The organism is [Flexibacter] sp. ATCC 35208 (assembly GCF_001975825.1).
Classification (GTDB): domain Bacteria; phylum Bacteroidota; class Bacteroidia; order Chitinophagales; family Chitinophagaceae; genus Chitinophaga.
Window position 1 is genome coordinate 26,192 of the sequence record NZ_MTKN01000062.1, and the last position, 23,146, is coordinate 49,337.

At 42.7% G+C, this 23,146-nt stretch carries 21 protein-coding genes; 13 read left to right on the forward strand and 8 right to left on the reverse strand.

The window, feature by feature from the left end:
* Positions 1-282: 282 nt before the first annotated feature.
* Positions 283-1,791 carry a ferritin-like domain-containing protein gene (locus BW716_RS28135; protein ID WP_083729289.1) on the reverse strand — a complete coding sequence of 503 codons (1,509 nt, stop codon included), beginning with the start codon at positions 1,789-1,791 and terminating at the stop codon, positions 283-285.
* 229 nt (positions 1,792-2,020) lie between these two features.
* Here BW716_RS28135 and BW716_RS28140 point away from each other — a divergent pair, with 229 nt between their 5' ends.
* The 7 genes from BW716_RS28140 (at position 2,021) to BW716_RS28165 (ending at position 9,734) form a co-directional block, all read left to right on the forward strand.
* Positions 2,021-4,594, forward strand: coding sequence for a glycoside hydrolase family 78 protein (locus BW716_RS28140; protein WP_083729291.1), 2,574 nt, complete (start codon positions 2,021-2,023; stop codon positions 4,592-4,594).
* 94 nt (positions 4,595-4,688) lie between these two features.
* On the forward strand, positions 4,689-6,182 hold the full coding sequence (locus BW716_RS28145; RefSeq protein ID WP_083729293.1) for an acyl-CoA dehydrogenase family protein: 1,494 nt from the start codon (positions 4,689-4,691) through the stop codon (positions 6,180-6,182).
* 277 nt (positions 6,183-6,459) lie between these two features.
* Complete coding sequence (locus tag BW716_RS28150) at positions 6,460-6,672, forward strand: hypothetical protein (protein ID WP_083729295.1); 213 nt, start codon at positions 6,460-6,462, stop codon at positions 6,670-6,672.
* Positions 6,673-7,314: 642 nt separating this feature from the next.
* A complete protein-coding gene (locus BW716_RS28155) occupies positions 7,315-8,247 on the forward strand; it encodes a zeta toxin family protein (protein ID WP_083729297.1) in 933 nt (310 codons plus the stop codon).
* A gap of 15 nt (positions 8,248-8,262) precedes the next feature.
* Positions 8,263-8,457, forward strand: a complete 195-nt coding sequence (locus BW716_RS28160; protein WP_083729299.1) for a hypothetical protein — start codon at positions 8,263-8,265, stop codon at positions 8,455-8,457.
* A 287-nt stretch (positions 8,458-8,744) separates the two neighbouring features.
* Entirely contained in the window at positions 8,745-8,885 is a 141-nt protein-coding gene (locus BW716_RS37090; RefSeq protein WP_179091307.1) for a hypothetical protein, read from the forward strand.
* Between the two features lie 60 nt (positions 8,886-8,945).
* Positions 8,946-9,734, forward strand: a complete 789-nt coding sequence (locus BW716_RS28165; RefSeq protein ID WP_083729301.1) for an SDR family oxidoreductase — start codon at positions 8,946-8,948, stop codon at positions 9,732-9,734.
* A 34-nt stretch (positions 9,735-9,768) separates the two neighbouring features.
* Here the strand turns inward: BW716_RS28165 and BW716_RS28170 are convergent, their stop codons facing one another.
* Positions 9,769-10,074, reverse strand: coding sequence for a hypothetical protein (locus BW716_RS28170; protein WP_143709081.1), 306 nt, complete (start codon positions 10,072-10,074; stop codon positions 9,769-9,771).
* 54 nt (positions 10,075-10,128) lie between these two features.
* On the opposite strand from BW716_RS28170, the gene BW716_RS28175 reads away from it, so the two are divergent.
* On the forward strand, positions 10,129-11,013 hold the full coding sequence (locus BW716_RS28175; RefSeq protein WP_083729305.1) for an AraC family transcriptional regulator: 885 nt from the start codon (positions 10,129-10,131) through the stop codon (positions 11,011-11,013).
* Between the two features lie 194 nt (positions 11,014-11,207).
* On the opposite strand, the gene BW716_RS28180 is transcribed toward BW716_RS28175, so the two are convergent.
* The 3 genes from BW716_RS28180 to BW716_RS28190 all read right to left on the reverse strand — a co-directional run bounded on the left by BW716_RS28180 (position 11,208) and on the right by BW716_RS28190 (position 14,098).
* Entirely contained in the window at positions 11,208-12,197 is a 990-nt protein-coding gene (locus tag BW716_RS28180) for an aldo/keto reductase (RefSeq protein WP_083729307.1), read from the reverse strand.
* A gap of 369 nt (positions 12,198-12,566) precedes the next feature.
* Positions 12,567-13,409, reverse strand: a complete 843-nt coding sequence (locus BW716_RS28185) for an AraC family transcriptional regulator (RefSeq protein ID WP_083729327.1) — start codon at positions 13,407-13,409, stop codon at positions 12,567-12,569.
* Positions 13,410-13,432: 23 nt separating this feature from the next.
* On the reverse strand, positions 13,433-14,098 hold the full coding sequence (locus BW716_RS28190) for a hypothetical protein (protein WP_143709082.1): 666 nt from the start codon (positions 14,096-14,098) through the stop codon (positions 13,433-13,435).
* A gap of 182 nt (positions 14,099-14,280) precedes the next feature.
* Here BW716_RS28190 and BW716_RS28195 point away from each other — a divergent pair, with 182 nt between their 5' ends.
* Positions 14,281-14,985: a hypothetical protein gene (locus tag BW716_RS28195; protein ID WP_083729311.1), complete on the forward strand. Its 705-nt coding sequence runs from the start codon at positions 14,281-14,283 to the stop codon at positions 14,983-14,985.
* A 24-nt stretch (positions 14,986-15,009) separates the two neighbouring features.
* Here BW716_RS28195 and BW716_RS28200 read toward each other — a convergent pair whose 3' ends face one another.
* The 3 genes from BW716_RS28200 to BW716_RS28210 form a co-directional block, all read right to left on the reverse strand.
* On the reverse strand, positions 15,010-16,719 hold the full coding sequence (locus BW716_RS28200; RefSeq protein WP_083729313.1) for a GMC oxidoreductase: 1,710 nt from the start codon (positions 16,717-16,719) through the stop codon (positions 15,010-15,012).
* Between the two features lie 5 nt (positions 16,720-16,724).
* A complete protein-coding gene (locus BW716_RS28205) occupies positions 16,725-17,225 on the reverse strand; it encodes a gluconate 2-dehydrogenase subunit 3 family protein (RefSeq protein ID WP_083729315.1) in 501 nt (166 codons plus the stop codon).
* A gap of 86 nt (positions 17,226-17,311) precedes the next feature.
* On the reverse strand, positions 17,312-18,724 hold the full coding sequence (locus tag BW716_RS28210) for a hypothetical protein (protein WP_143709083.1): 1,413 nt from the start codon (positions 18,722-18,724) through the stop codon (positions 17,312-17,314).
* A 181-nt stretch (positions 18,725-18,905) separates the two neighbouring features.
* Between BW716_RS28210 and BW716_RS28215 the strand changes: the two genes are divergently transcribed.
* From BW716_RS28215 to BW716_RS28230, 4 genes are all read left to right on the forward strand, one after another.
* Positions 18,906-19,454 (forward strand): hypothetical protein, encoded by a 549-nt coding sequence (locus BW716_RS28215; RefSeq protein ID WP_083729319.1) that lies wholly within the window; start codon positions 18,906-18,908, stop codon positions 19,452-19,454.
* A gap of 397 nt (positions 19,455-19,851) precedes the next feature.
* A complete protein-coding gene (locus tag BW716_RS28220; RefSeq protein WP_083729321.1) occupies positions 19,852-20,856 on the forward strand; it encodes a hypothetical protein in 1,005 nt (334 codons plus the stop codon).
* Between the two features lie 99 nt (positions 20,857-20,955).
* The gene (locus BW716_RS28225; RefSeq protein ID WP_083729323.1) at positions 20,956-21,579 is read left to right on the forward strand and encodes a type II toxin-antitoxin system death-on-curing family toxin; all 624 of its coding nucleotides are present in this window, start codon (positions 20,956-20,958) and stop codon (positions 21,577-21,579) included.
* Between the two features lie 345 nt (positions 21,580-21,924).
* Entirely contained in the window at positions 21,925-23,130 is a 1,206-nt protein-coding gene (locus BW716_RS28230; protein ID WP_083729325.1) for a hypothetical protein, read from the forward strand.
* Positions 23,131-23,146: the final 16 nt, after the last annotated feature.

Genomic DNA, 23,146 nt, shown 5'->3' on the forward strand with positions numbered 1-23,146 from the left:
TACGCCAGTGATGATATCGGTTACTTCCATCCATCTTCCAGTAAAAACTTAAACAGTTGCACCTGTGATGATATCGGCTACTTCCATCCATCTTCCAGTAAAACTTAAACAGTTACGCCAGTGATGATATCGGCTACTTCCATCAATCTTCCTGTAAAAACTTAAACAGTTACGCCAGTGATGATATCGGCTACTTCTATCCATCCTATCATAAAAAATCAAACAGTTACGCAGATCAATTCCTTCCTAAAAAACTAAACTGCCCCTTAATCGCCACCATCCCTACTTCATACACACCTTATCCCCCGCCAATATCGCATCCGCCACTTCCATCAACTTCTTATCCGCCGCCTGCAATGAATACAAATAAGTACTATACTGCTGATTCCCAAACGCCAGCAACGCTGATATAATCCCCGACGAAGCATACAGCAAATCCTTATGCACCCGCCACTTATTCTTCTCCCCAAATGGCAGATCCAACGTATAAGGTGACAAAAACGGCGGTCCCGCCTTCTTATCCGTTCCCCCACCCGCAGGCAAATTCATCAACACATTCGCCAGTGTTCGCAAATTATACATCTCCCCAAACGTCGCATGTATAATCATCCCTCTCGGTGAATTGACCATATCATTATACCCTTCTCCCAACAAAAAACTATGCGTTAAAAAATTCAACAACATCCGATAACGCACATCGAATAAATTCGCCCAGAACTTCGTCTGAAAATCCGTAATCATACTCACCCCATCACTCGGTATAGCACTCTGTTCAGGAGATACATAAGGGTTCGTGAGAATATTCTTAGAAGGATTAAACGTTTCAGGCAATTTCCGCCATGCCTTATAAATATTCAAAAAACGCTGGAAATGCGATTCATCTGCATCATCCGCATCCGGGTTCTCCCCCTGCTCTGCAATCGCTTTCACAGCAGCAACGGTATCTGTACGACAAGTTAATGGCACTACCAACACATTCGGTGTATTCGCCGGACTCGCATGCGTTGAATTCCCCCTCGCGCCATGATCATACCCACGCTGCCATTCATCCGGCTTCGCCTGAAAAGGATAAGTCTCCACACCAAAGACATCATCAGGTATCATCTCTTCATTTTCCAACAATTCAATGATGCTTTCAAACAACACACTAATCGGATCACCGATATTCGCCGAAGGCAACAATGCTTTAATCTCCTGCTTGATCGCCTTGGTCTCTGCATCATCACTATCCTGTACATTCAGCCATCCTGCAGGTGACTCTGCATATACATACTTCGCCAGCGATGCTTTAGACAATGGCTCCAATATAAAATCAAACGGATACAAAGATGAATCATAAGGAAAATCCTGCCTGGCAAAGTTCAGTGGCGCACCTATCACCCGCAATACATTTTGAATAGATACAAAATGCCCCATCTCTTCCTTCGCAATACCCATGATGACTTCCTGCCAACTCTTCACCAGGTCTTTCTGTGCGTCAGGCACATGGTCGCCACCCAGGCTGTAGGCGGCATACAAATATTGCACCATAAGACTGTGCTCTAACTCCGCATCCACATGGAGCATATAAGTTAACCAGTCCTTAGGATTGAATTCCGGCGGAATCAGCGGGCCTGCGGTAATACCTTCCGCACTAAATGTAGAGGTATCTCCCGTAATAAATCCGGAGACAGCTTCGGCCGTACCTTCCGTACTAATAAACGCTGCTGCTCTCAGGGCTGTAACACCCCTTCTTTCAGGACGTGCCTGATCCAGCAGAAATGATAAATGTCGCTGCATGCTACTTCTCATAGAATGAAATAGTTAGGGTCGTGAAGGTGATTGAGTTGTGGTTATAAATATGTTATAAAATGATACCTTAATCGATCATTATTCAGATGAGGGCTTCCATAATCAACATATTTAACGTCTCGAAAAAGAATATGTTCACCACACAGAAAAAATTATAATTTTCTAATTCATTTTGATAAATTTATCTCCACAGGTCTAAATTCATTCACACATTCCACCTCATGCTCTTATGAATAAGCATATCAGTCTTATTTTCTTAGCCCAGGCACTCTATCTTTCCCTTTCCGCACAGGTACAGGTTAAACAACTGCTCACGGAAGGGCTAAAAGATCCACAAACTATTGACAATGCTCATCCCCGCTTCAGCTGGAAACTCAGCACGGAGCAAAAGAATACCCTTCAATCGGCCTATGAAATCACCGTGATGGATGGAAAGAAGACCACATGGACTAGTGGTAAGATCACCTCCGACGAGTCTTTGCATGCCCCCTATGAAGGTGACGCCCTCACTCCCGGCAAACTATATAGCTGGAAAGTAAAGGTGTGGGATAACCATGGTCATAACAGCGCTTCTACCGAACCCGCTTACTTCCGCATGGGAATCACAGATTGGAAAGCAAAATGGATAGAACCCGGTTACACCGAACAAGCCACTAACCGCCCATGTCCTATTTTCAAAACCACTTATCGTAATGGAAAGAAAGTAGCTTCGGCTATCGCTTACATTACCAGTCATGGTTTATACGAAGCCCGCATCAATGATAAAAAAGTAGGTGACGGCTTCCTCACCCCCGGTTTCACCAGCTATAACAAACGCCTGCAATACCAGGCATACGACGTTACCAACCTCCTGCAATCAGGCGATAACAATATTGAAATCACCGTAGGTTCCGGTTGGTACAGAGGCACCATCGGCTGGGGAGATAATAAATATGGTAAGACACTGGGTGTGTTATACCAAATGGAAGTCACCTATACCGACGGCACTAAAGAAACCATCATCTCCGACGAACACTGGAAATCAGGCACCGGCAAGATCACCTACTCCGAGATCTATAACGGCGAATGGCAGGATAACCGCAAAGAAACCACATGGACAGGTGTGAAAGTGATCGACGTTCCCCTGAACAACCTAGTAGCAAGCGTGGCGCCTCCTGTTACCAAACACCAGGTCTTCAGCAATATCAAGATGATCAAAACTCCTGCCGGTGAAAACGTGATCGACTTTGGCCAGAACCTCTCCGGCTTTGTTCACTTCAAAGCTAGCGGTCAACCCGGCGACAGCATCATCCTCGAACATGGCGAGATCCTGGACAAGAAAGGCAACTTCTACAATGCCAACCTCCGCACCGCTGCTGCTAAAGACATCTTCGTACTCAGCGGCAAAGGGGAAGAATACTTCGAACCACATTTTACCTTCCATGGTTTCCGGTACGTAAGAGTCAGGACCAAAGCTAAAATGACCGGCATAGAAGCAGTAGCCATTTATTCAAACACACCCGCTACCGGCGATTTCGAGTGCTCCAACGCTATGATCAACCAACTCCAGCATAATATTCAATGGAGCCAGGTGGACAACTTCGTAGACATTCCGACCGATTGCCCACAGCGTGATGAACGTCTTGGCTGGACAGGCGATGCACAGGCCTTTGTGCAAACTGCTACCTTCAATCACAACGTCAATACCTTCTTTACTAAATGGCTCCGTGACCTGGCAGCTGATCAGTTACAAAATGGTTCCGTGCCTTACGTGATTCCTAACGTACTAGGCAATGACGCCACTGGTTCTGCCGGCTGGGGAGATGCCGCCACCGTAGTGCCCTGGACAATGTACCAGGTATACAGCGACAAGCGCCTCTTAGAACAACAATATCCTTCTATGAAAGGATGGGTTGATTTCATCCAACTGCAATCTCCCAATAACATGTGGGCTAGTGGCTCGCACTTTGGCGACTGGTTATCTTATAAATCAGAGAACCGTTATGCCGACACCTATACTTATATCACCACCCAATGTTACTACGCGTTATCCACCCAACTCGTGATTAACGCAGCCAAAGTGCTCGGCAAACAGGATGATGTGGCAAAATATTCCGCCTTACTGAAAAAAATCAAAGACGCCTTTTGTGCGGAGTATGTGACCCCCAATGGTCGTATCATGTCTAATACCCAGACCTCTTATGTACTGGCGCTGGCATTTGACATGCTACCAGAAAACATCAGGGCGATGGCGGCAAAGAATCTTGTGGATGACATTGCCAGCTATAATAATCACCTGACCACCGGTTTCCTGGGTACCTATTTATTGTCAAATACGTTGACCAGGTTTGGCTATACAGATGTTGCCTATAAGCTCTTATTGCAAGAAACCTATCCGTCCTGGTTATACCCTGTAAAAATGGGGGCGACCACGATATGGGAGCGTTGGGATGGCATGAAAACGGACAGTACCTTCCAGACAACAGACATGAACTCCTTTAACCACTACGCCTATGGCGCCATCGGAGATTGGATGTATAAAAACATCACAGGGATTAATATGGACTCATCCACCACCGGCTTTAAAAAGATCAGAATTATGCCGAGACCGGGTGGCAACCTGACTTATGCAAAGGCCAGTTATGAGAGTGGATATGGCAAAATTGGCGTAGACTGGAAAATTCAGGACACAAAATTTATCATGGATGTAGAGATACCTGTTAACACCACTGCCGAAATCTATGTACCTGGAAAAGAAGGGAAAGAGGAAGTCGGAAGCGGTAAATATCACTATGAATCCACTATAAATACCACAAAAAAGTAGACATTATCTCCGGATAATCATCGATTAATATTGGCAAGACAACGGTCAAAATCCTATATTTAGGCCCCGATTGCTTTTTTTAAAGGATGATAATATGGAAAATTCAAGGAGTCTAACGGAGTTCATCGCTGATTTTGAGCGGGCGCTTAGACGAATATTTTATGAACAAAACGATATTAATCAGTTAAGTCTTCAGCGGGGCTTACCCGATAATATATGGAAGGATATTATGGACATGGCGCCTCTTTCTGTAGCCATACCAACGGCATACGGAGGTAGAGGAGCGGTTGTAAAAGAATGTCTTTCATTATTGTCTGCCGCGGCTTATGAGTCTTTGCCGCTATCGCTGACCTTTGGGATTAATATCGCTTTGTTCCTGGAGCCGCTGGCCAAATACGGTAATGACAAAATAAAAAAGGAAGTATTTGACAACTTCCTGCACCACCAGAGTATGGGGGGCCTCATGATCACGGAGCCTGATTTTGGGAGTGATGCCTTGAATATGATGACGGCTTACAAGGAGCTGAGTGACACTTTCGCCATCAAAGGTTCCAAGCACTGGCAAGGTCTGACCGGCCAGGCAAACTACTGGCTGATTGCTGCCAGAAAGGAACAGGAAGATGGCAGTTTGTCAAGAGACGTTGATTTCTTCATGGCAGACAACTGTAAGGAAGAGCAAAAAATCATTGTGGAGTCATATTACAATAATCTTGGTTTGTATATGATTCCCTATGGACTGAATAAAATCGACATACAGGTGCCTAAGGAACAGATATTGATTCCGGAAAGTACTGGTATTAAGATGATGCTGGACATCCTGCACAGAAGTAGGATGCAGTTCCCGGGTATGGGTATGGGCTTTATCAAACGAATGTTGGACGAAGCTCTGGATCATACCAAGAACAGGATGGTAGGTGCGGGCAACCTCTACGCCATGGACTCCATTAAGTTCCAGCTGTCACGTATACAAACAGCGTTTACCATCTGCTCTGCGATGTGTTACAAAAGCAGCAAGATCAGCGGTATTGAAAATAACCTGGCTACAGAAGGACTGGAAGCGAACAGTATGAAGGCCCTCGTGACCGACCTGATGCACGAGTCCGCCCAGCTGTGTTTGCAGTTGTCCGGCGCCAACGGCTATAAGATCAGCCATATTGCGGGTAGAGGTATAGTAGACAGCCGGCCTTTCCAGATCTTTGAAGGCTCCAACGAGATGTTGTACACACAGATCGCGGATGTGGTGATGAAGAAGATGAAGCGCCATCATACCAGCAGTCTGTACGACTTCCTGTCTACCTTCCCGTTGACACAGCGATCATCAGAATACTTTAAAGAACAGCTTGCCTGCGATATATCCACGACCCTGACCCAACGTAAAATGGTGGATCTGGGTAAAATCATCAGCAGACTCATTTGTACAGATTATACACTGGAAATGGAAGATGCAGGGTTCAGAAAAGACCTGGTAGAGAACTGTATTGGCAACGTGCGGATAGAAATAGCGCACCTGGTATCCAATCTCGGCATTCCGAACCTGTCAGTTCCGGTAGACGACTATCGGGCAGACAGCGACTGGTTCTCCCTATAAGAACGATATTTAGTTAATATAAGCGCTGGCAACAGCGCTTATGTTTTTTATAGCCAAAAATAAAACGTACCTTTGCTATAATTTAGCATCTGTCTGGCACTATTATATAATACTAAATTATCCAACACTAACAGCGATCCAGACTAATACTACACCTTGCTATTACTTATCTATTGAGATGATAGTTAGCCTCGTATGGGGATGCCATTTTCTATTAAATTTATTACTAACATCGATCAATTCCTTTTGATCTATTCTATCACCAATTTTTTTTACTATGGCAATAAGCTGGAATAAAAAGACAAAAGAGAATAAAAAGAAGGTTGCAAAGCAGCAGAAAGAGGACAGGAAACAGGAGAGGAAAGCGAATTCTGCAAAAGGACAAGGCCTGGAAAGTATGATGGCTTACCTGGATGAGGATGGCAATCTGACAACGGTTCCGCCAGAGGAACGTGAGAAAGTTAAAAAAGAAGACAAAGAACAAGAATAATTAAAGGGGAGAGCCCCCCCTTTAATTAATGTTCTAGTGGAGTTATGTTTTTAGTGGTGGGGTCACGTGTATGTTTTTAGCATTGCTTTTACCGCACTCTTTCTATGCTTAGATACAGGAATCTCCTTCTCTGTATAGTTCAATCCCAGAATACTGCTTTACATGCAACTTATTTACTCAATGCAATCGGGTAAATCCATACCTGCTTAATAGCTTATCATTTAAATACAATGAGAAGTGCTATCCGATTTGTCAAATAACCGGCCATTTATGATCAAGTATCTATAGCAGGTTCTTTAATCCTTCATTTTCCCTCTCACTTTAAATGATATTATGGAGTATCGATCTCCCTGATTAATAACAATGTTAGTTTCATCTTTTGCGGGGGAAAACTAACAGTGCATCACAAGAGGAATAATCAAGGAATGTGAAAATGGGGGCGATGGTTATGAATCTGGAAGCTAACAAAGCTATCATTTGTGCACTACTAAGGTCAGACTTCTCACTCTTACATCATTATTAATCATGCAATTCTTAATCATAATAAAAAAGTAAAAATTCCCTTTTTTATTGAATTTCCTGATGTAACTTAATATTGTAATGGCCCTGTAATAGGGTTCATTAGCCAATACACCACGATTTATGAGTGCAAATTATTCTCGACTCCTTCGGGATGACGACTTAGTACAACATTTTATTGAAAAAGTTCTTCAATTCAGAACTACTCCAAAAATCATCAGGAAAATTGTGACAAGTGAGAAAATGTTGATGGATTTTAAGGAGGAAGAAAACACGTTAATTAGTACAAAGCATAGAGACAGAGATTATGTAAGTGAACTAGATAGATGGAACTTAAGAGAACGTATTATTTCCGAATTGTATACACTACAAAGATTGGGGAATGAGGATGAAACAACACTGGGGGCAGGAGGTGCCTTACCTCGCATACCTGTAAGATCAGAAAGAAGAGCCTTCATACTAATAGGGCCTCCGGCATCAGGAAAATCTTCTATAGCAAATGCTATATCTGAAGATGAAGGTGCTATCATCTTAGATTCTGATTTCGCCAAAAGGAAATTGCCTGAATTTGAATATGACTGCGGGGCAACCCTTGTTCAGGAAGAATCCAATAAAATTGTTTTTGGCTTTGGAGAAAACAATCCACAAAAAATTCAATCATTATATAACCGGGCTATTGAAAATGGAAACAATTTGGTAATTCCTAAAGTTGGACCAGATCCAAAATCCATAATTAAACTCGCCGAAACGCTGACTAAAATTGACTATCAGGTCAACTTAACATTAGTTTCTCTAAAACGGAGAGAAGCCACCATCAGGGCATTACATCGTTTTAATACTACCAAAAGGTATGTTCCACTGGGGTATATATTTGATCAGGTTGGAAACGACCCGCTGCTGACATATTACTTAGTGAAAGAGAAAGGACAGGAATTTTTCAGCAGCTTTGGAGCTATTAGTACAGATGTTAATCTAAACGAAGCCCCTGAATGCATTGATCTAAAAGGAGATAATCCGGCTAAAAAATATAAACTTAATCAAGATCGATTTTTTTAACCAAACTGGCTTCATATGCAAAAGAAAATTATGACCGGGAAAATTTCTAAAAAGAAAAACAGAAGAGTTCCTAGAGGTTTTAAAAAAACAGACGCGCTGGTAAACAAAATGGACAGATACTACAGAGCTCTCTCTTACATTTATAAAGTGGAATCCGAAGCAATTGATATAATGATTGCATCTACAAATGCTTTTATTGCAAAGCAATAAATTTGAATAGCGATGTATCTATAATAAAATCCTGCATTGTTAAAATGCAGGATTTTATTATTAAAACGAACAAACATCTACATAAAAAAATCTGGTCATCAGGATATCGATCTCCTTAAAAAAATTCTTCAAAATTTAAATATTCAGTGCATAATGCGTACTCCTCCCACCACCTCCAATATAAATAACCGCCCCATAAATCAGGTGTAAATGGCCATCCATTTATCAAACCCACCCAAAGCATTCACGCAGAACTCACCTACGTCTACCACCAGAATTATATCTTCATGACTAGTTATGGCAAAGAGAAAAGCCTCTTCCAACAAGTCGTGACTTTAATACCACCTGACACATTCATCTATTACTGGAACAACTACGGTTTCTCCAAATCCCTTGCACTCACCTCCCTGATCAAGATTAATGAATAGTGTTAAACATTTCGAAGAAATCGTCAAGTCTTAGAACGTCGGTGCCATGATCTTTGTAGCATGAAAAAAACAATCTTCATCACCGGCACCTCAACCGGCTTTGGCCGTGAGGCGACTAAATTATTTCAGCAACACGGCTGGAATGTAATCGCGACGATGCGCAATCCTGACAAAGAAGCGGAGTTGCAGCAGTTGGAAAATGTACTCGTTACCAGGTTGGATGTACAGGACCAGACTTCTATTACACAGGCGGTGAACGAAGGGTTGAACCGCTTTGGCAAAATAGATGTGCTCATCAATAATGCAGGATATAGTGTGATGGGCGCTTTCGAATCTTCTACCCACGAGCAGTTACTACAAATGTACAAGGTGAATGTATTCGGTCTCATGGACGTGACACGGGCTATCCTGCCTTATATGAGAGAGCAGGGACATGGTACGATCATTAACCTCTCCTCTATTGCAGGTGTATTTGGTTTCCCTTTTGGGAGTCCGTATGTGAGTAGTAAATTTGCAGTAGAAGGATTTTCAGAATCTTTACATCATGAGCTCAAGCCTTTAAATATTGGTGTAAAACTCATCGAACCGGGCTCTGTCGATACGAATTTCCGTAACAACGTACAGTTGATCAAAAATGAAATTGCGGCTTACAATGAACATTTTGCAACTTTCATGGGTAATTTATCAGCTTTGACAGCGCCTATGAAACCAACCACAGCAGCAGATGTAGCGCAATTGATCTACGAAGCAGCGACAGACAATACAGACCGGCTGAGATATATGATTGGAGAAGATGCTGAATTTTATATCAGGGAAAAAAATAACCAGGAAATACCATGGCAATCATAGAAGGATTGGAGAAGATGCTGAATTTTATAGCAATTTAAAAACAACAACCAAATACCATGGCAATCATAGATATATTGAAGAAGATGCTGAATTTTATAGCAATATAAAAGCAACAACCAAATAACATGGCAATCACAGATGTATTGGAGATGATGCTGAATTTTATATCAATATAAAAACAACAACCAAATACCATGGCAATCATAGATGTATTGGAGAAGATGCTGAATTTTACATCAATATAAAAGCAACAACCAAATAACATAGCAATCACAGATGTATTGAAGATGATGCTGGATTTTATAGCAATATAAACAACAACCAGCAAATAACATGGCAATCACAGATGTATTGAAGAAGATGCTGAATTTTATAGCAATATAAAAACAACAACATGGCAATCATAGATATAAAATCTATTGCTGACCTGCACGAGATTGCAGGTCTTGGGAAGCCGACGCACCCGCTTGTGGCTGCCATTGAAATGACGGGTGTAAGACAACCTACCCCATCCAACTCCTCCTACAGGTTGGGTTGCTATAGTATTCTATGTAAACAATACATTGGCCAGTTAAAATATGGTCAGTCCTATTACGACTTCGGTGAAGGTTCATTGATGTTCACCGCTCCTGGCCAGGTAATGACCCCCAGCCCTGGTGATTATGTCGAGCAAGGCTGGGGATTATTTTTTCATCCTGACCTGATTAATAATAGTCCGTTGGGACGTAAGATCATTGATTGCTCCTTCTTTCATTATGCAACCAATGAGGCGCTGTTCGTGACAGAAGAGGAGAAACAAATTCTCACGACCTGTTTTGACAACATCCGGAAAGAATATTCACAACGTATCGATAAGCATACCAATAGTTTGATTCAGTCGAATATCGCCTTGCTGTTAGACTACTGTACCCGGTTTTATGACAGGCAGTTCTATACGCATGAAAAGGTCAATACCGATATGGTACAGCAATTTGAAAAACTGCTCAAAGATTATTTTGCTCAGGAGCATACAGCGCTGCCAGGGGTTGCTTACTTTGCAAAGCAGCTGCACCTTTCGCCGAATTACTTATCTGATTTATTGCAACGGTTTACAGGTAAGACGACACAGGAGCATATTCATCTACAGGTGGTAGATATGGCAAAATCGCTACTGTGGAGTACGGAGAAGAATATTAGTGAAATAGCGTATTCACTGGGTTTTGAACATGCTTCGCATTTTACGCGGTTGTTTAAGCAGAAAACTGGTTATGCGCCGAGTGAGTTTAGAAGATTGAATTAGCGGGATCAGGGCTTCATCAGGGAATCAGGTTATCCATTCAAGACTTTCATCAGTCACTCAGATTATCTATTCAATGCTTTCATCAGATACCCAGATCACCCATTCAAGACTTTCACCAATCACCCAGGTTACCCATTTAACGCTTCCATCAGATACCCAGATCACCCATTCAAGACTTTCACCAGTCACACAGGTTACCCATTCAACGCTTTCATCAAAAACTCAGGATACCTCGTCCCCGCCGCAATTCCCGCCGGCATAATCGCTTCTATACTTTGCAAATCCTCCTGCGTAAGCTGCACTTGTTCTGCTGCAATATTTTCTTCCAGTTTATGTATCCGCTTCGTCCCCGGAATAGCAATAATATGCTCCCCCTGCGCCAACACCCATGCCAGTGCTAACTGTGTAGGTGTACACCCTTTCTGCGCAGCCAATATTTTGATTTGCTCCACCAGTTCCAGATTCTTATAGAAATTCTCCGCTTGAAAACGTGGCATATTTGGCCGGTTATCTTTCAGATCTTCAGGTGATTTTATATCACCAGTCAAAAATCCTCTGCTCAAAGGCGAATAAGCGACAATACCAATTCCCAATTCACGGGTAACAGGTAGCACTTCTGCTTCAATCTCTCTACTCCAAAGAGAATATTCAATTTGTAACGCTGTAATAGGCGCTACCGTCGCCGCTTTTCTGATGGTAGACGCAGATGCTTCAGAAAGACCAATGTACCGGATAACGCCTTTATCCACCATATCCGCCAGTGCACCCACCGTATCTTCAATAGGTACATTCGGATCTACACGCCCCGGTGTATATAGGTCGATGTAATCTGTTTTTAATCTTTGTAAACTGTAGAGAATAGCATTCTTTAAATAATCAGGATGCGCATTGACAGGGCCAAAACCAAATCCTTTATTCGCTGCAGGGGCGAACATTTGCCCTGTCTTTACTGAGAGAAACGCTTTGTCGCGCTTGCCTTTGATCGCTTTGCCGATCAATTCTTCATTGTGACCGGTACGGTAATAATCAGCGGTATCTAAAAAGTTATGTCCCAGCTCAAGTGCTCTTTCAATCACTTTAATTGATTCCTGGTCATCGGCTACGCCGTAGGCGCCTGATAAACTCATACATCCAAGACCGATGGATGATACGAGTGGTCCGTTTGTTCCAAGTTTTCTATTCATGGTACAAATTTCAGAAGAACCACATGAGAGGGCCCGGACAAAACGTATTAGTTCCCTGACAAATCCTGAATAAAGAAGAAGGATAGGAACTACCGGAAAAATCCTCTCAAAAATCCTGCATAAAAGTGATAACGGTCTTCACCCAACAGCCCACCACAGTTCCCTGACAAATCCTGAACATAGAAGAAGGACAGTAACTACCGGAACAATCCTCTCAAAAATCCTGCATAAAAGTGATAACGGTCTTCACCCAGCAGCCCACCACAGTTCCCTGACAAATCCTGAACATAGAAGAAGGACAGTAACTACCGGAACAATCCTCTCAAAAATCCTGCATAAAAGTGATAACGGTCTTCACCCAGCAGCCCATCACAAATCCTGAATGAACATTGCGATCGTCTGACCAGTGACCTTCTTAAATAAGCGGGAGAAGTATTCGGGATCATTAAACCCCAGGTCATAAGCCAATTCCTTAATAGAAGAGTTTCTTGCATAAAACAACCTACGCTTTGCTTCCAGTATGAGCCGGTTGGTAATGAACTCTTTCGGACTCAAACCTGAATATTGCTTTACAATGCTATACAAACTGTTTGTATTCAAAGCAAGTTCTTCTGCAATCTCAATAATACTGGGATGATCCGTGAGATTGTTCTCTATCAATAATTTAAAATTGATGTACTTGGCGAGTTTGTCATCCGCAGGCTGTTTATCCACAGCGAAATACGCAGAATTGATTTCTGTTAATAAACTATTGAGATGCGCCAGTATCAGGTCGGGATCGGTATCCATAGTACTGAGCAATCCGAGTAGCATTTCAAAGATGGATTTCAGTCTGGCAGCTGCGGGAGGGGTGAAGTAGATTTTCTGGTTGTTGAGAGGATTGATGAGGAAAGGGTATTGTCTTGGTAAGAGCGACAGACTACTTTCCTCAAAGCCCAGTTTGAAAAAGTTAATCCCTTTTTTTGAATCAGGTACATGGTGAATTTGGTGCGGCAACACAAAGAGGAGCTCGTTTGCCTGTATATCGAAATGCTGTAAGTCTACGCCATGGCGGGTAGTGCCTTCCAGCACAAAGAGGAACAGGTAATGTGTTTTGCGATGAGCAGGCGAGTGGGGCCCCAGAATTTCCGGAGGAAGGCTCCCGAAAGTAGGGGAGATGATACGGATAGGGAGTTTGTTGTTTTGTGTATGTTGATGAAGGATGGAATTCATGGTATAAAAGTAGGGAATAAATTTCAACCCTTACTACTCGGGATAATCTCTTCAAAGTGCTTACGGGTGAGGTTGATACCTGCATGAAGAAAACCATTTCCCCCATCCTCCATTATTAACCTACCTTTTAGAAATCGGAAATAATCACAATCTGTTTTACTATATAAATCGATATCGACACATCGCTCACCTTTCTCATTCAAATACCCAAAATACTGACGGTAAAATTTAGATAACTGATGCTTAGTATTTGCCCCCTGCAAAATCTGCTCTGCAATTTGTACATCTTCGCAGGTAACATTAATAGAATCCTGAAATACCACAGCGACATATCCTGCTCCCTTACAAAGAAATGAAGCATTAGGATGTTTGGTGTGATCATACACCCACGCAATGTCATCCGCTTTTTGAGTCAACTCCCTGACCAGCGCTGTATCGCGATCCACCTTCAGAGGGATATTGATCCAATCCCAATCATCAATCTTGTATTTGATGTGATAGTTATCTAATACCAGCAGCAGACATTTTCTAAAATCTGCTATCGGTGAATATATGACATGTGTCGTTCTTCTGGCATCCAATCCAAGCGGTTGGTAAGCGACAAAAGTTGTAGACATATGGTACGACCGCCAACCAACAGCGGCAGCCATACAAACAATGATAAGACTAATCTTTAAATATGTAGACATAGAGAAATAAAATTATCTCATTCTTCCACCCTCACCAATTTCCACCTTCCATAAGGATTACAAAACAGATCACCTCAACGGATCATCGATTCGAAGATAGTATGTTGTGTCCACATAAATTATCACCAACAATTAATATCCCCCGGAATAGTTCTATATTTATCTCAATAAAATTTTAACCCATGAAGATCCCTGAAGCATTCAACGACATCATCAAAGACCACCTCAATGTCAATGCCGCCTGGCTACCGATTACAAACACCTTTCAACTAGGTGACTACGGCATCTTCTCCAACGGTGTATTTATGCAACTAGGCAATATCAAAGAATTTGGTATTACGTATGAAACCGCCGAAGGCCCGGATAGCAGTATCAACTTCACCTCTTCCGAAACCAGTGTAATCAACTTTTCAGGAGACGCACAGGTAGATGTGATCCCGCCCACAGCCATCGATGCAAAAGTGACCATGAAATTCGGCCGGAAAGGTTCCTTCTTTGTAAAATCCCCCGTGATACAGGTAAAAGTAATGCAGAACATTCACCAGATAGGCATACAGCTCAAAGCGACTGAAGGCTGGAAGAGAAAATGGAAAGTCGTACACCAGCTATACAACGCACAAGATGCAGCCATCTTCTCTACCATCGCAGCAGATACCGACCTCACTTTTAGTGGTGATGTAAAAGCACTGAAAGCCTTGAATTTAGGCGCAGCAAATATCAATGTAAATACCTCAAAAGAAATGGGATTAGAAATGCATGGAAAGGCGGGGATCATTGCCCTTGGGTTATTTAAATTAAGATGGCTGGGTGATGGTGTTAAATCAATGGACTTTACCCAACAAGATATAGAATTACTACATGGCGAGATAGAAGATGATAGCCTGTGAGCAATGCTCACAGGCCTTGTATCATTATATCGTTCCTTTCTTCATTTCCTTCACCGCATAATCCACCGCTCTTGCCGTGAGCGCCATATACGTCAGACTCGGATTCTGCGTACTGGTCGATGTCATACACGCCCCATCTGTCACAAACACATTCTTCACCAGGTGCATCTGGTTCCACTTATTCAGTAAAGACGTCTTTGGATCATGCCCCATTCTCACACCGCCCATTTCATGAATATCCAATCCCGGCGCCTGTTTGGAATCACGTGTTTTCAAATCAGTAAAACCTGCTTTAGTATACATATCCGTCATCTGCTCAAAGAAATCCTTCACCATTTTCTCATCATTATCATCATACCCAATATCAGTATGTAACAATGGAATACCCCATTCATCTTTTTGATCCTTATCCAGGTATAAACGGCTCTGCTCTTTAGGAATCGTCTCTCCCATCATATGAGAACCCACACTCCACGGACCTAACTCCTTTTTGAACAAATTATCTTTCAGCGCTGTACCAAATCCATCTGGTTTTGAAAACGAAGGACGCATGGCATGGAAGCCGGCAGCATAACCTCTCAGGAAGTCAGTCTCCTGTTTCACAAGATTCCTGAACCTCGGTATATATGCACTGGTAGGTCGTTTGCCATCAGTCGTATATTCCAGCAAGCCTTCATACTTACCAGTGATCACAGCGCGGTAATTGTGAAAAGCAAAATACTTTCCTAACAAACCACTGTCATTACCAATACCATTCGGAAAACGATCAGAAGTAGAATTGAGCAGGATAATATTTGTATTCACCGCAGCGGCATTTACAAATATCACCGGTGCAAAGTATTCAGTAGCAGCATGCGTCTTTGCATCAATCACACGTACACCAGTGGCCTTGCCTTTCTGTGCATCGTAGATGATAGAATGTACGACAGTATCAGGTTTCAAAGTAAGATTTCCTGTCCTCTCCGCCCATGGAATAGTAGAAGCATTGCTACTAAAATATCCACCAAACGGACAGCCTCGCTGACACAGGTCACGCTTCTGACACTGCATTCTACCTTGCTGTTTATGGATTTCCTGTGGCTCAGTCACGTGCGCACAACGTCCATAAATCACATGCCTGTCTGTATAGTTTTTGCCGACAAAGTCCTTGAAGTACTGCTCTACTTTCGTCAAATCCATGGGAGGGAGGAACTCCCCATCCGGTAGTCCGGGTAAGTTATCTTTGTTCCCGGAAATGCCGGCGAACTTTTCCACATAACTATACCAGGGTGCAATATCTTCATACCTGATAGGCCAGTCAACCGCAAAACCATCTCTTGCAGGACCTTCAAAATCGTAGTTACTCCATCGCTGGGTCTGCCTTGCCCACAGGAGTGATTTACCACCCACCTGGTAACCGCGGATCCAGTCAAATGGCTTATCCTGTACATATGGATGTTCCTTATCTTTTACAAAGAAGTGAAGGGCATCTTCCTTGAATGCATAACATTTGCTCACCACCGGATTATCTTCTTTTTGCTGTGCGGTGAGTTGCCCACGATGCGCAAATTCCCATGGCATCATGCTGGTGGTGGGGTAATCTTTCAGGTGTTTAACGTCTCTACCTCTTTCGAGTACTAAAGTCTTCAATCCTTTTTCCGTGAACTCTTTGGCTGCCCAGCCGCCGCTGATACCCGATCCGATCACAATCGCATCAAAGTTGTGGCTGGTATCGCCAGTATTTATATTTGGCATACAATTTATCCTTTATTGACCAATACACTTCCGTGGAATCGCCCTGGCACAAGCTCGTAGGGGAATACCTTTGTGAGATAATATTCAGAGCCGGTATAACCCTGGATTAATAAGCCTTTGTAAGTGTGATAGAAAGCGGAAGCATCTCCTGACTCAGCAGTAGTCTCTTCCATCTTTTTCAGGTAAGCGACATCTCCCTTTTTCCAGTCTTTCTGGAAGGCTTTCATACCGGTAAGGAATTTTTCCCTGTCTGTTTTTGTGAAACAATCATCGACCAGCGTGAGCGCATACTGATCAGCCTTTACCTGGATAGCTCCGGGCTTATCTCCGCCGGGGATCAGGGTGTCAGCAAGTGCTGCAAGAGAACCTGTTTCCTCAGCGCTAAGTACAAAATTATTGAGTTTTTTTCCCGGTGGCTTTTTCTCATTGAAACATGAGGGTAAAATAGCCAGACCGGCAGATACGAACAGGACCTGTTTTAAAACGGTTCGTCTGGATACAAGCATTGGCGCGTTAGTTTTTCATTACGACAATAAGGTAGTGGGAATATCCTGTATTTCCAAACATTTGGGATGAGTGGGGTAATTACCCATCACTTTCCATACACCTTCATATCCCACAGCATTCCACCGAACGTAGCCCCTACAATCAGGTTAAATAACTGGTACCGCAGCACCACCGGCGAAGCCAGCACACTAAATCCAACATTGACCAACCAGTAATAAGTAACAATTGTCAACGCATACCTGAAATGTTCATTCGCAATAGCACGGCCTTCCTGGTATAAATACCGGATCCAGCCGATGAGAAAAACAAGCATGGTGATCACCATCAGATAAGGATAAAAATTAAACAGCCGCAGTTCTTCACCCGCACGCTTAAACACATGCGTATCCTTATATTGAAACCACTCCTTGGCCACCGGCAGAATAGTATCCACATCATCATTATACACACTCAGATTCTCCGCAGGTGGAAAAACATACTGCAATAAATTCGGGCAGATATAATACTGGATATAAGGCACAGGATACCGTGCAATCAGGTACTTACCATAATCATTCAGCAATGGTGCGATCTCCGCCATTTTGCGCAGATGTCCTGCATTGTCAGAGATGTGTAGTGCACCGGGTTCTGGCTGTAGTGGCGAACCCGGATCCCAGATAAAATAAGCCATAATAGGGCGATTGGGTCTATCAGCCATAGGCACAGAATCCAGCCATTGATCCACGCGTGCCTGAATGTCAGAGAACTGTTTAGGCACCGTATCTTTGGATCTTACCGGCATATGTACATATGCATACACCGCATTATTCGCCATTTGCCAACCACTAAAAACAGAGAATTGTCGCCTGCCCATATGAGTCTCCGTCTGTCTCGTGGTATACAAAATAAACGCGCCTACAAGGAAAACCGCCATTCCGACCGCCCACACTTTGACCCACTTTGAATACTGACAAAACACAATCACCGTCATACTGATCACGGGATAAATCAACGCATGATAACGCACCGTAAATGCCAGTAACAGCACAACGAGATGCACGCACAATAACAGGAAGGTAGGTTTATAAGTCAACCGGAATAACTGCGCCATCCACACCAGACTGATCCCGATAAAATACACATCGCTGGTCACATAATTACTTAAGTAAAGAATAGCGGGGTTTAAAAAGATAACGGCGAACATGGTCCATTGCAGCCATTTGCTACAGGGTCGCAGTTCCAGTAAGGTATAAAAATAGTACAGACCACAGATGTGATAGATGAAGAACTGAATAAAAACCAGCAAAGTATCACTATGGGAAAAGAACCCGGCAAAACGGATCAGTTTAGCATACCCTACCGGCCATAAATTAGCATCGATATTGGTAACCGCACTCCGCAGGTAATTGTAGGAGTCCTGCATAAAGTTAGGATACGGATACAGGTATTTGATCAAAATAAATTGCAGGACCATTGTAACTCCTGCTAAGAAACAGTAATGGTATCGCATTCTCATCATACGGCAGGAATTTAATCATTTGATTCAATATAAAGTTAGGAGATCCCGCAAAAGCGCGTTGCACAATCATTAAAAAAATAAAACGCACCTTTAACCAATTCTTAACGAAACCCAAATTTTACTTTATTAGTTTAGTGTAGAAATCAAAATTAGTTTAGTGTAAGAAATTAAACTTGCCAGCATGCACAAAGACCTTATTCGGATATTTGAAGCCCAGGCCCCCAACGAATTATCTCATTTCTTTTACGACAATGCCATCGCCATAGACCAGCTGATTCAGCAGTACGATGCGTGGAACCTGGAAAACACCCGTCAACAGATACACCGTATTCGTGAAATCAAAAAAGGTATTCGCCAGCGCACAGCCGATCATGGCTGGACGGATATTGACGGATTGGATATTTGTTATCAGTTTACCAGGCCGGACGTACCTTCTATCAACATAGAAGCAGGGTTCATAGTTACGCGTACACAACCTGCGGGAGAGTTTGTCATCAATGTAACCACAACCGGTATAAAGGCGTGGAATCATTACGAAGACAAGCTGCTGCAGGAGTATACTACTTTTGAGCCTGTGATCGCCATGCAGAAGACGGTATTGCGGGTAGCGACTATTGGGGGAGATCAACACGATAAGATGGTGGATACACTTCAACAGGTATACGATTTTTTACATACATTGTGTGTTCAGGCACAGGTACACAAGGTGACAGTGCCCGGCTTATCTTAATAATAATCAACTAATTAACATCTACTTTTACATCGGCCCCCCCTTACTCACCAAGCAGTCTTAAGTTATCATTTTTATCTTTTTTGTTTCATTAACAAGTCATTAACCACTTACCCCAATCATTTTGTTAGTTTAGCAAAATGCTGGTCAATGCATGTAAGAAAGGTAGTCATTAGAAGGCATAGATAACTAACTATTCCGGTATTGGAACATACTATTTGCTGTAATGGAGCGTCTTAAACCCCCAACAGTTTGAATACCTGGCATTGTTCAAACCCGGCTGACACACTACCTGGCAATTTGATCATCATATTCATGTTTCATATTTCATGTTTCATGTGAAAGTGTTAACTACCATTTAAGGTGTAAACAAAATCGCCGTTAAAAAAACACGATTATGTACCCAGTATTGCACGACGAAAATAAGCTGCTTTTAATTGACCGGTTCATTACCGAATATGTTCATGCTGGTCATGTGCCGACGGAGTATTTACAATTGGTAATTCCGAGCGGAGGGCTGTATTTTGAGTCGGATAATGACTTTGATATGTTATCTCAGCATATGCAGCTGGGTTATTTTTCAGTGTGGTTACATGATATATTTGCGAAGAAAGATATTGTTCTTTGTCCATATTCTCCCTATCATTTGTGGGCGTTGCATTTTATGTATGAGGATACATTGCGGGCGGAAACGATCACTATACCGGAGTTTATGTTGGAAGAGCGGCAGTGTAATTTATTCAATCTTTACTCAGAGATGCACCGGGTGCCCATGAAAGCGGGGCAGAAGGTATTATCGTTTCATATCAATATCATGCCGGCGAATATCCCGAAGCTGGTGCAGCAGTATCCGGGGTTGTATAATCTGGCGAATAAGCGGTTGGAGAAGATCAGTGGCGTGATTAATGACAGGCCTTACCGGATAAATGCCGTGTGTAACTATCTTGTTCAGCATATATTATCTTGTAAGTATGTAGAGGAGATGGCGCAGTATTATATGCATAGGTGTTGTGTGGATTTGTTTTTAAACTTCGCCTTGCAGGATGCCACGCCACCGCCATCGTTACAGTTGTTTACGCCGATACAGACGGTGATGTTGCACCAGGTGTTTAATTATGTGACCACGAACCCGCATATGAGGCATAGTGTAGCGGAACTGGCGAATATGTTTAATATGCCGGGGGCGCAGTTGGCACAGGGGTTCAGACATAATTTTTGTATAGGGATCACGCCGTTTATTAATATGGTGAGGATGATGCATATATATGATAGTATCATGCAGAAGTCGCTTACCTTGGGGATGATAGCGGCGTCGACGGGGTATAGGAATGCAATAGATATGTTGAAAGAGGTGGATGCGTACTATGAGTGTAATGTGATGCTGATGCGAAGAGAGCAGTAGGAGATGCTTGATGGTATTGGGTTTTATCAGATTGATCGTATGATGATTTTTTGGTTTGCTTATTCATTTCTTCTAATTTTATAGAATAAACAAGCCAAAATGGAGATCATTGATATAGAAACAAAGCTCGCCAACGACCCGGCATTCCGCAGCTGGGCCAGTCAGATCTTAATAAAATTTGTTAATCCCCCAGTGGGTGACGAAGCCGATGGATTGCACAAAGTGATCACCGACTACACTTACGCACTCGATATTCTTGATCAATACGATCACCGTACCCTTACTATAAGTGGTATACATACCACCGCTTCTTTTGTGGCCACCTACGACTCCGCCATGAACGCCATCAAAGGCCTGCGTGACAAATTCGGCGGCAGCAGCCTCTTTGGCAATGAAAAAGACGACTCTTTTAAAGGCTCTATCGCCAATATTTACCAATCTTTCGGAGGAAACGACCTCTACCCCAGTATAGAAGAAAAAGCCGCGCATTTGCTTTATTTCGTCGTAAAAAACCATTCATTTTCCGATGGAAATAAACGTATTGCAGCCTTTCTCTTTGTATGGTTCTTAGAAAAAAACGGCATCCTTTACCGGACTGACGGTTCTAAAAGAATTGCAGACAATGCCCTGGTTGCACTCACACTAATGATAGCAGAAAGCAAACCGGATGAAAAAGATATCATGGCCCAGGTCGTCGTAAATCTGATCAATGAATATAATTAAATTAGCCGGGCAAGAATGCCCGGCCATATGGATATAGACTAAAAAATTCAATCAATGTGCAATGCTAGACTTTTGTTCTCAGAATTCGGTTAATGCGGAGTTAATGATCTCATATTTTTCCCTTTTACTCATATTATTTATTATTCGTAAATAATTGTTGTTCATACGAATCCTTACCAGCACGCCATCTCTCTACTGCTACTTAGGAAAAAATGAACGAAATGAACAGGCCGTATGATTGATATTTTCATATATTGCATTTACTATCAGGATCACCTATACCTGATAACCTCCAAATAACTATGAATAAAATTTACTATTGTTAACCATTAGCACTAGCACATTATGAAAACTCCCTTGAACCCGCTGAATCAGCTGGTAGAAAGCCTGCAATTCCTTAAACAGCCCGAGGACAATATTACACCGTATGAACTGATCGCTACCATACACCAGGGTACCATCAATGCCATCAGTCATCTGAAAGCAGCACTCGAAACATGCCGGTTAAACGGGCTGCATGAACAGGCCATGCAACGTTACATCCTCATTTGTCAGCAAAGGCTGTGTACCGTGATTGCTGAATTGCCGACATCCTGGTTGAATACAGAACTATCATCATCACATACCATACAGGAAAACACGGCCCTGTTACGTGCGGATATTTGTTTTCAGCTGGATGAATTCCTGGTTTACCTGAGGGATACGTTTCCTCAATATTTCAACCGGTTGCTACCGTTACCGAATATTCACAGGGAAATCATCAGACAACAATTGCTACCCGGGATACCGCTGATTAAAAGGTGGTTTGAGATAACGGATGATAGCTGCCATGACCTGCAGAATTTGATTATGCAGTTGTTTGATCAATTGGATCCGGCATTGCCTTATCAATTGAATGATGCGAAACTGCATTTTTTAGTACAGCTACACCAGCATTTACTACGCCTACTGGAACAGGAGAATTATAATTTACAACATCACCAGTTGCAGTATGTGTTATTTTGCCTGAACTGTAATACCACTGATTTTTATCACTATTGTACGACCTGGTTGACAAGGCAAATGCATCTGGCGAATTCATTCGAAGAGCAGATGAAGCTGTTGAAAGAGACGTATAGTGATATGCAGCAGTTGCAGCTTCGCTCAGGGCAGGCTTATTGTCCGGATGCACCGGCTATCAGGGATCTATTGCAGGAATGGCTGTTTGTAGAGATCAATTTTCTGGAACGGAAAATGCAGGAGGAGCCGGGGGGATTGATAATACCAGAGAAGATCCGGACGAATATGTCCGTGTCGATGATGGCGCTGATAGTAAGGTTGCTAAGAGCGATGGGGCAGCTGTCGCATAAGCATGCAGAGGAAGTGTTTCGGTTATTGCCGAAGTACTTTTCAGCGAGGAGGAATGAGCCGTTTACGGAGAGTATTTTTAGGGCGAAGTATAAGGAGGTGACGAATAGTACATTGAATAGGATAGCAGGGATAGGGCAGGAGTTGTTGAAGATGATAAAACCGGAAGAACGGCCAAGGAGAACGAGACGATCGTCTTTATGATGAAGTTGTTTACACT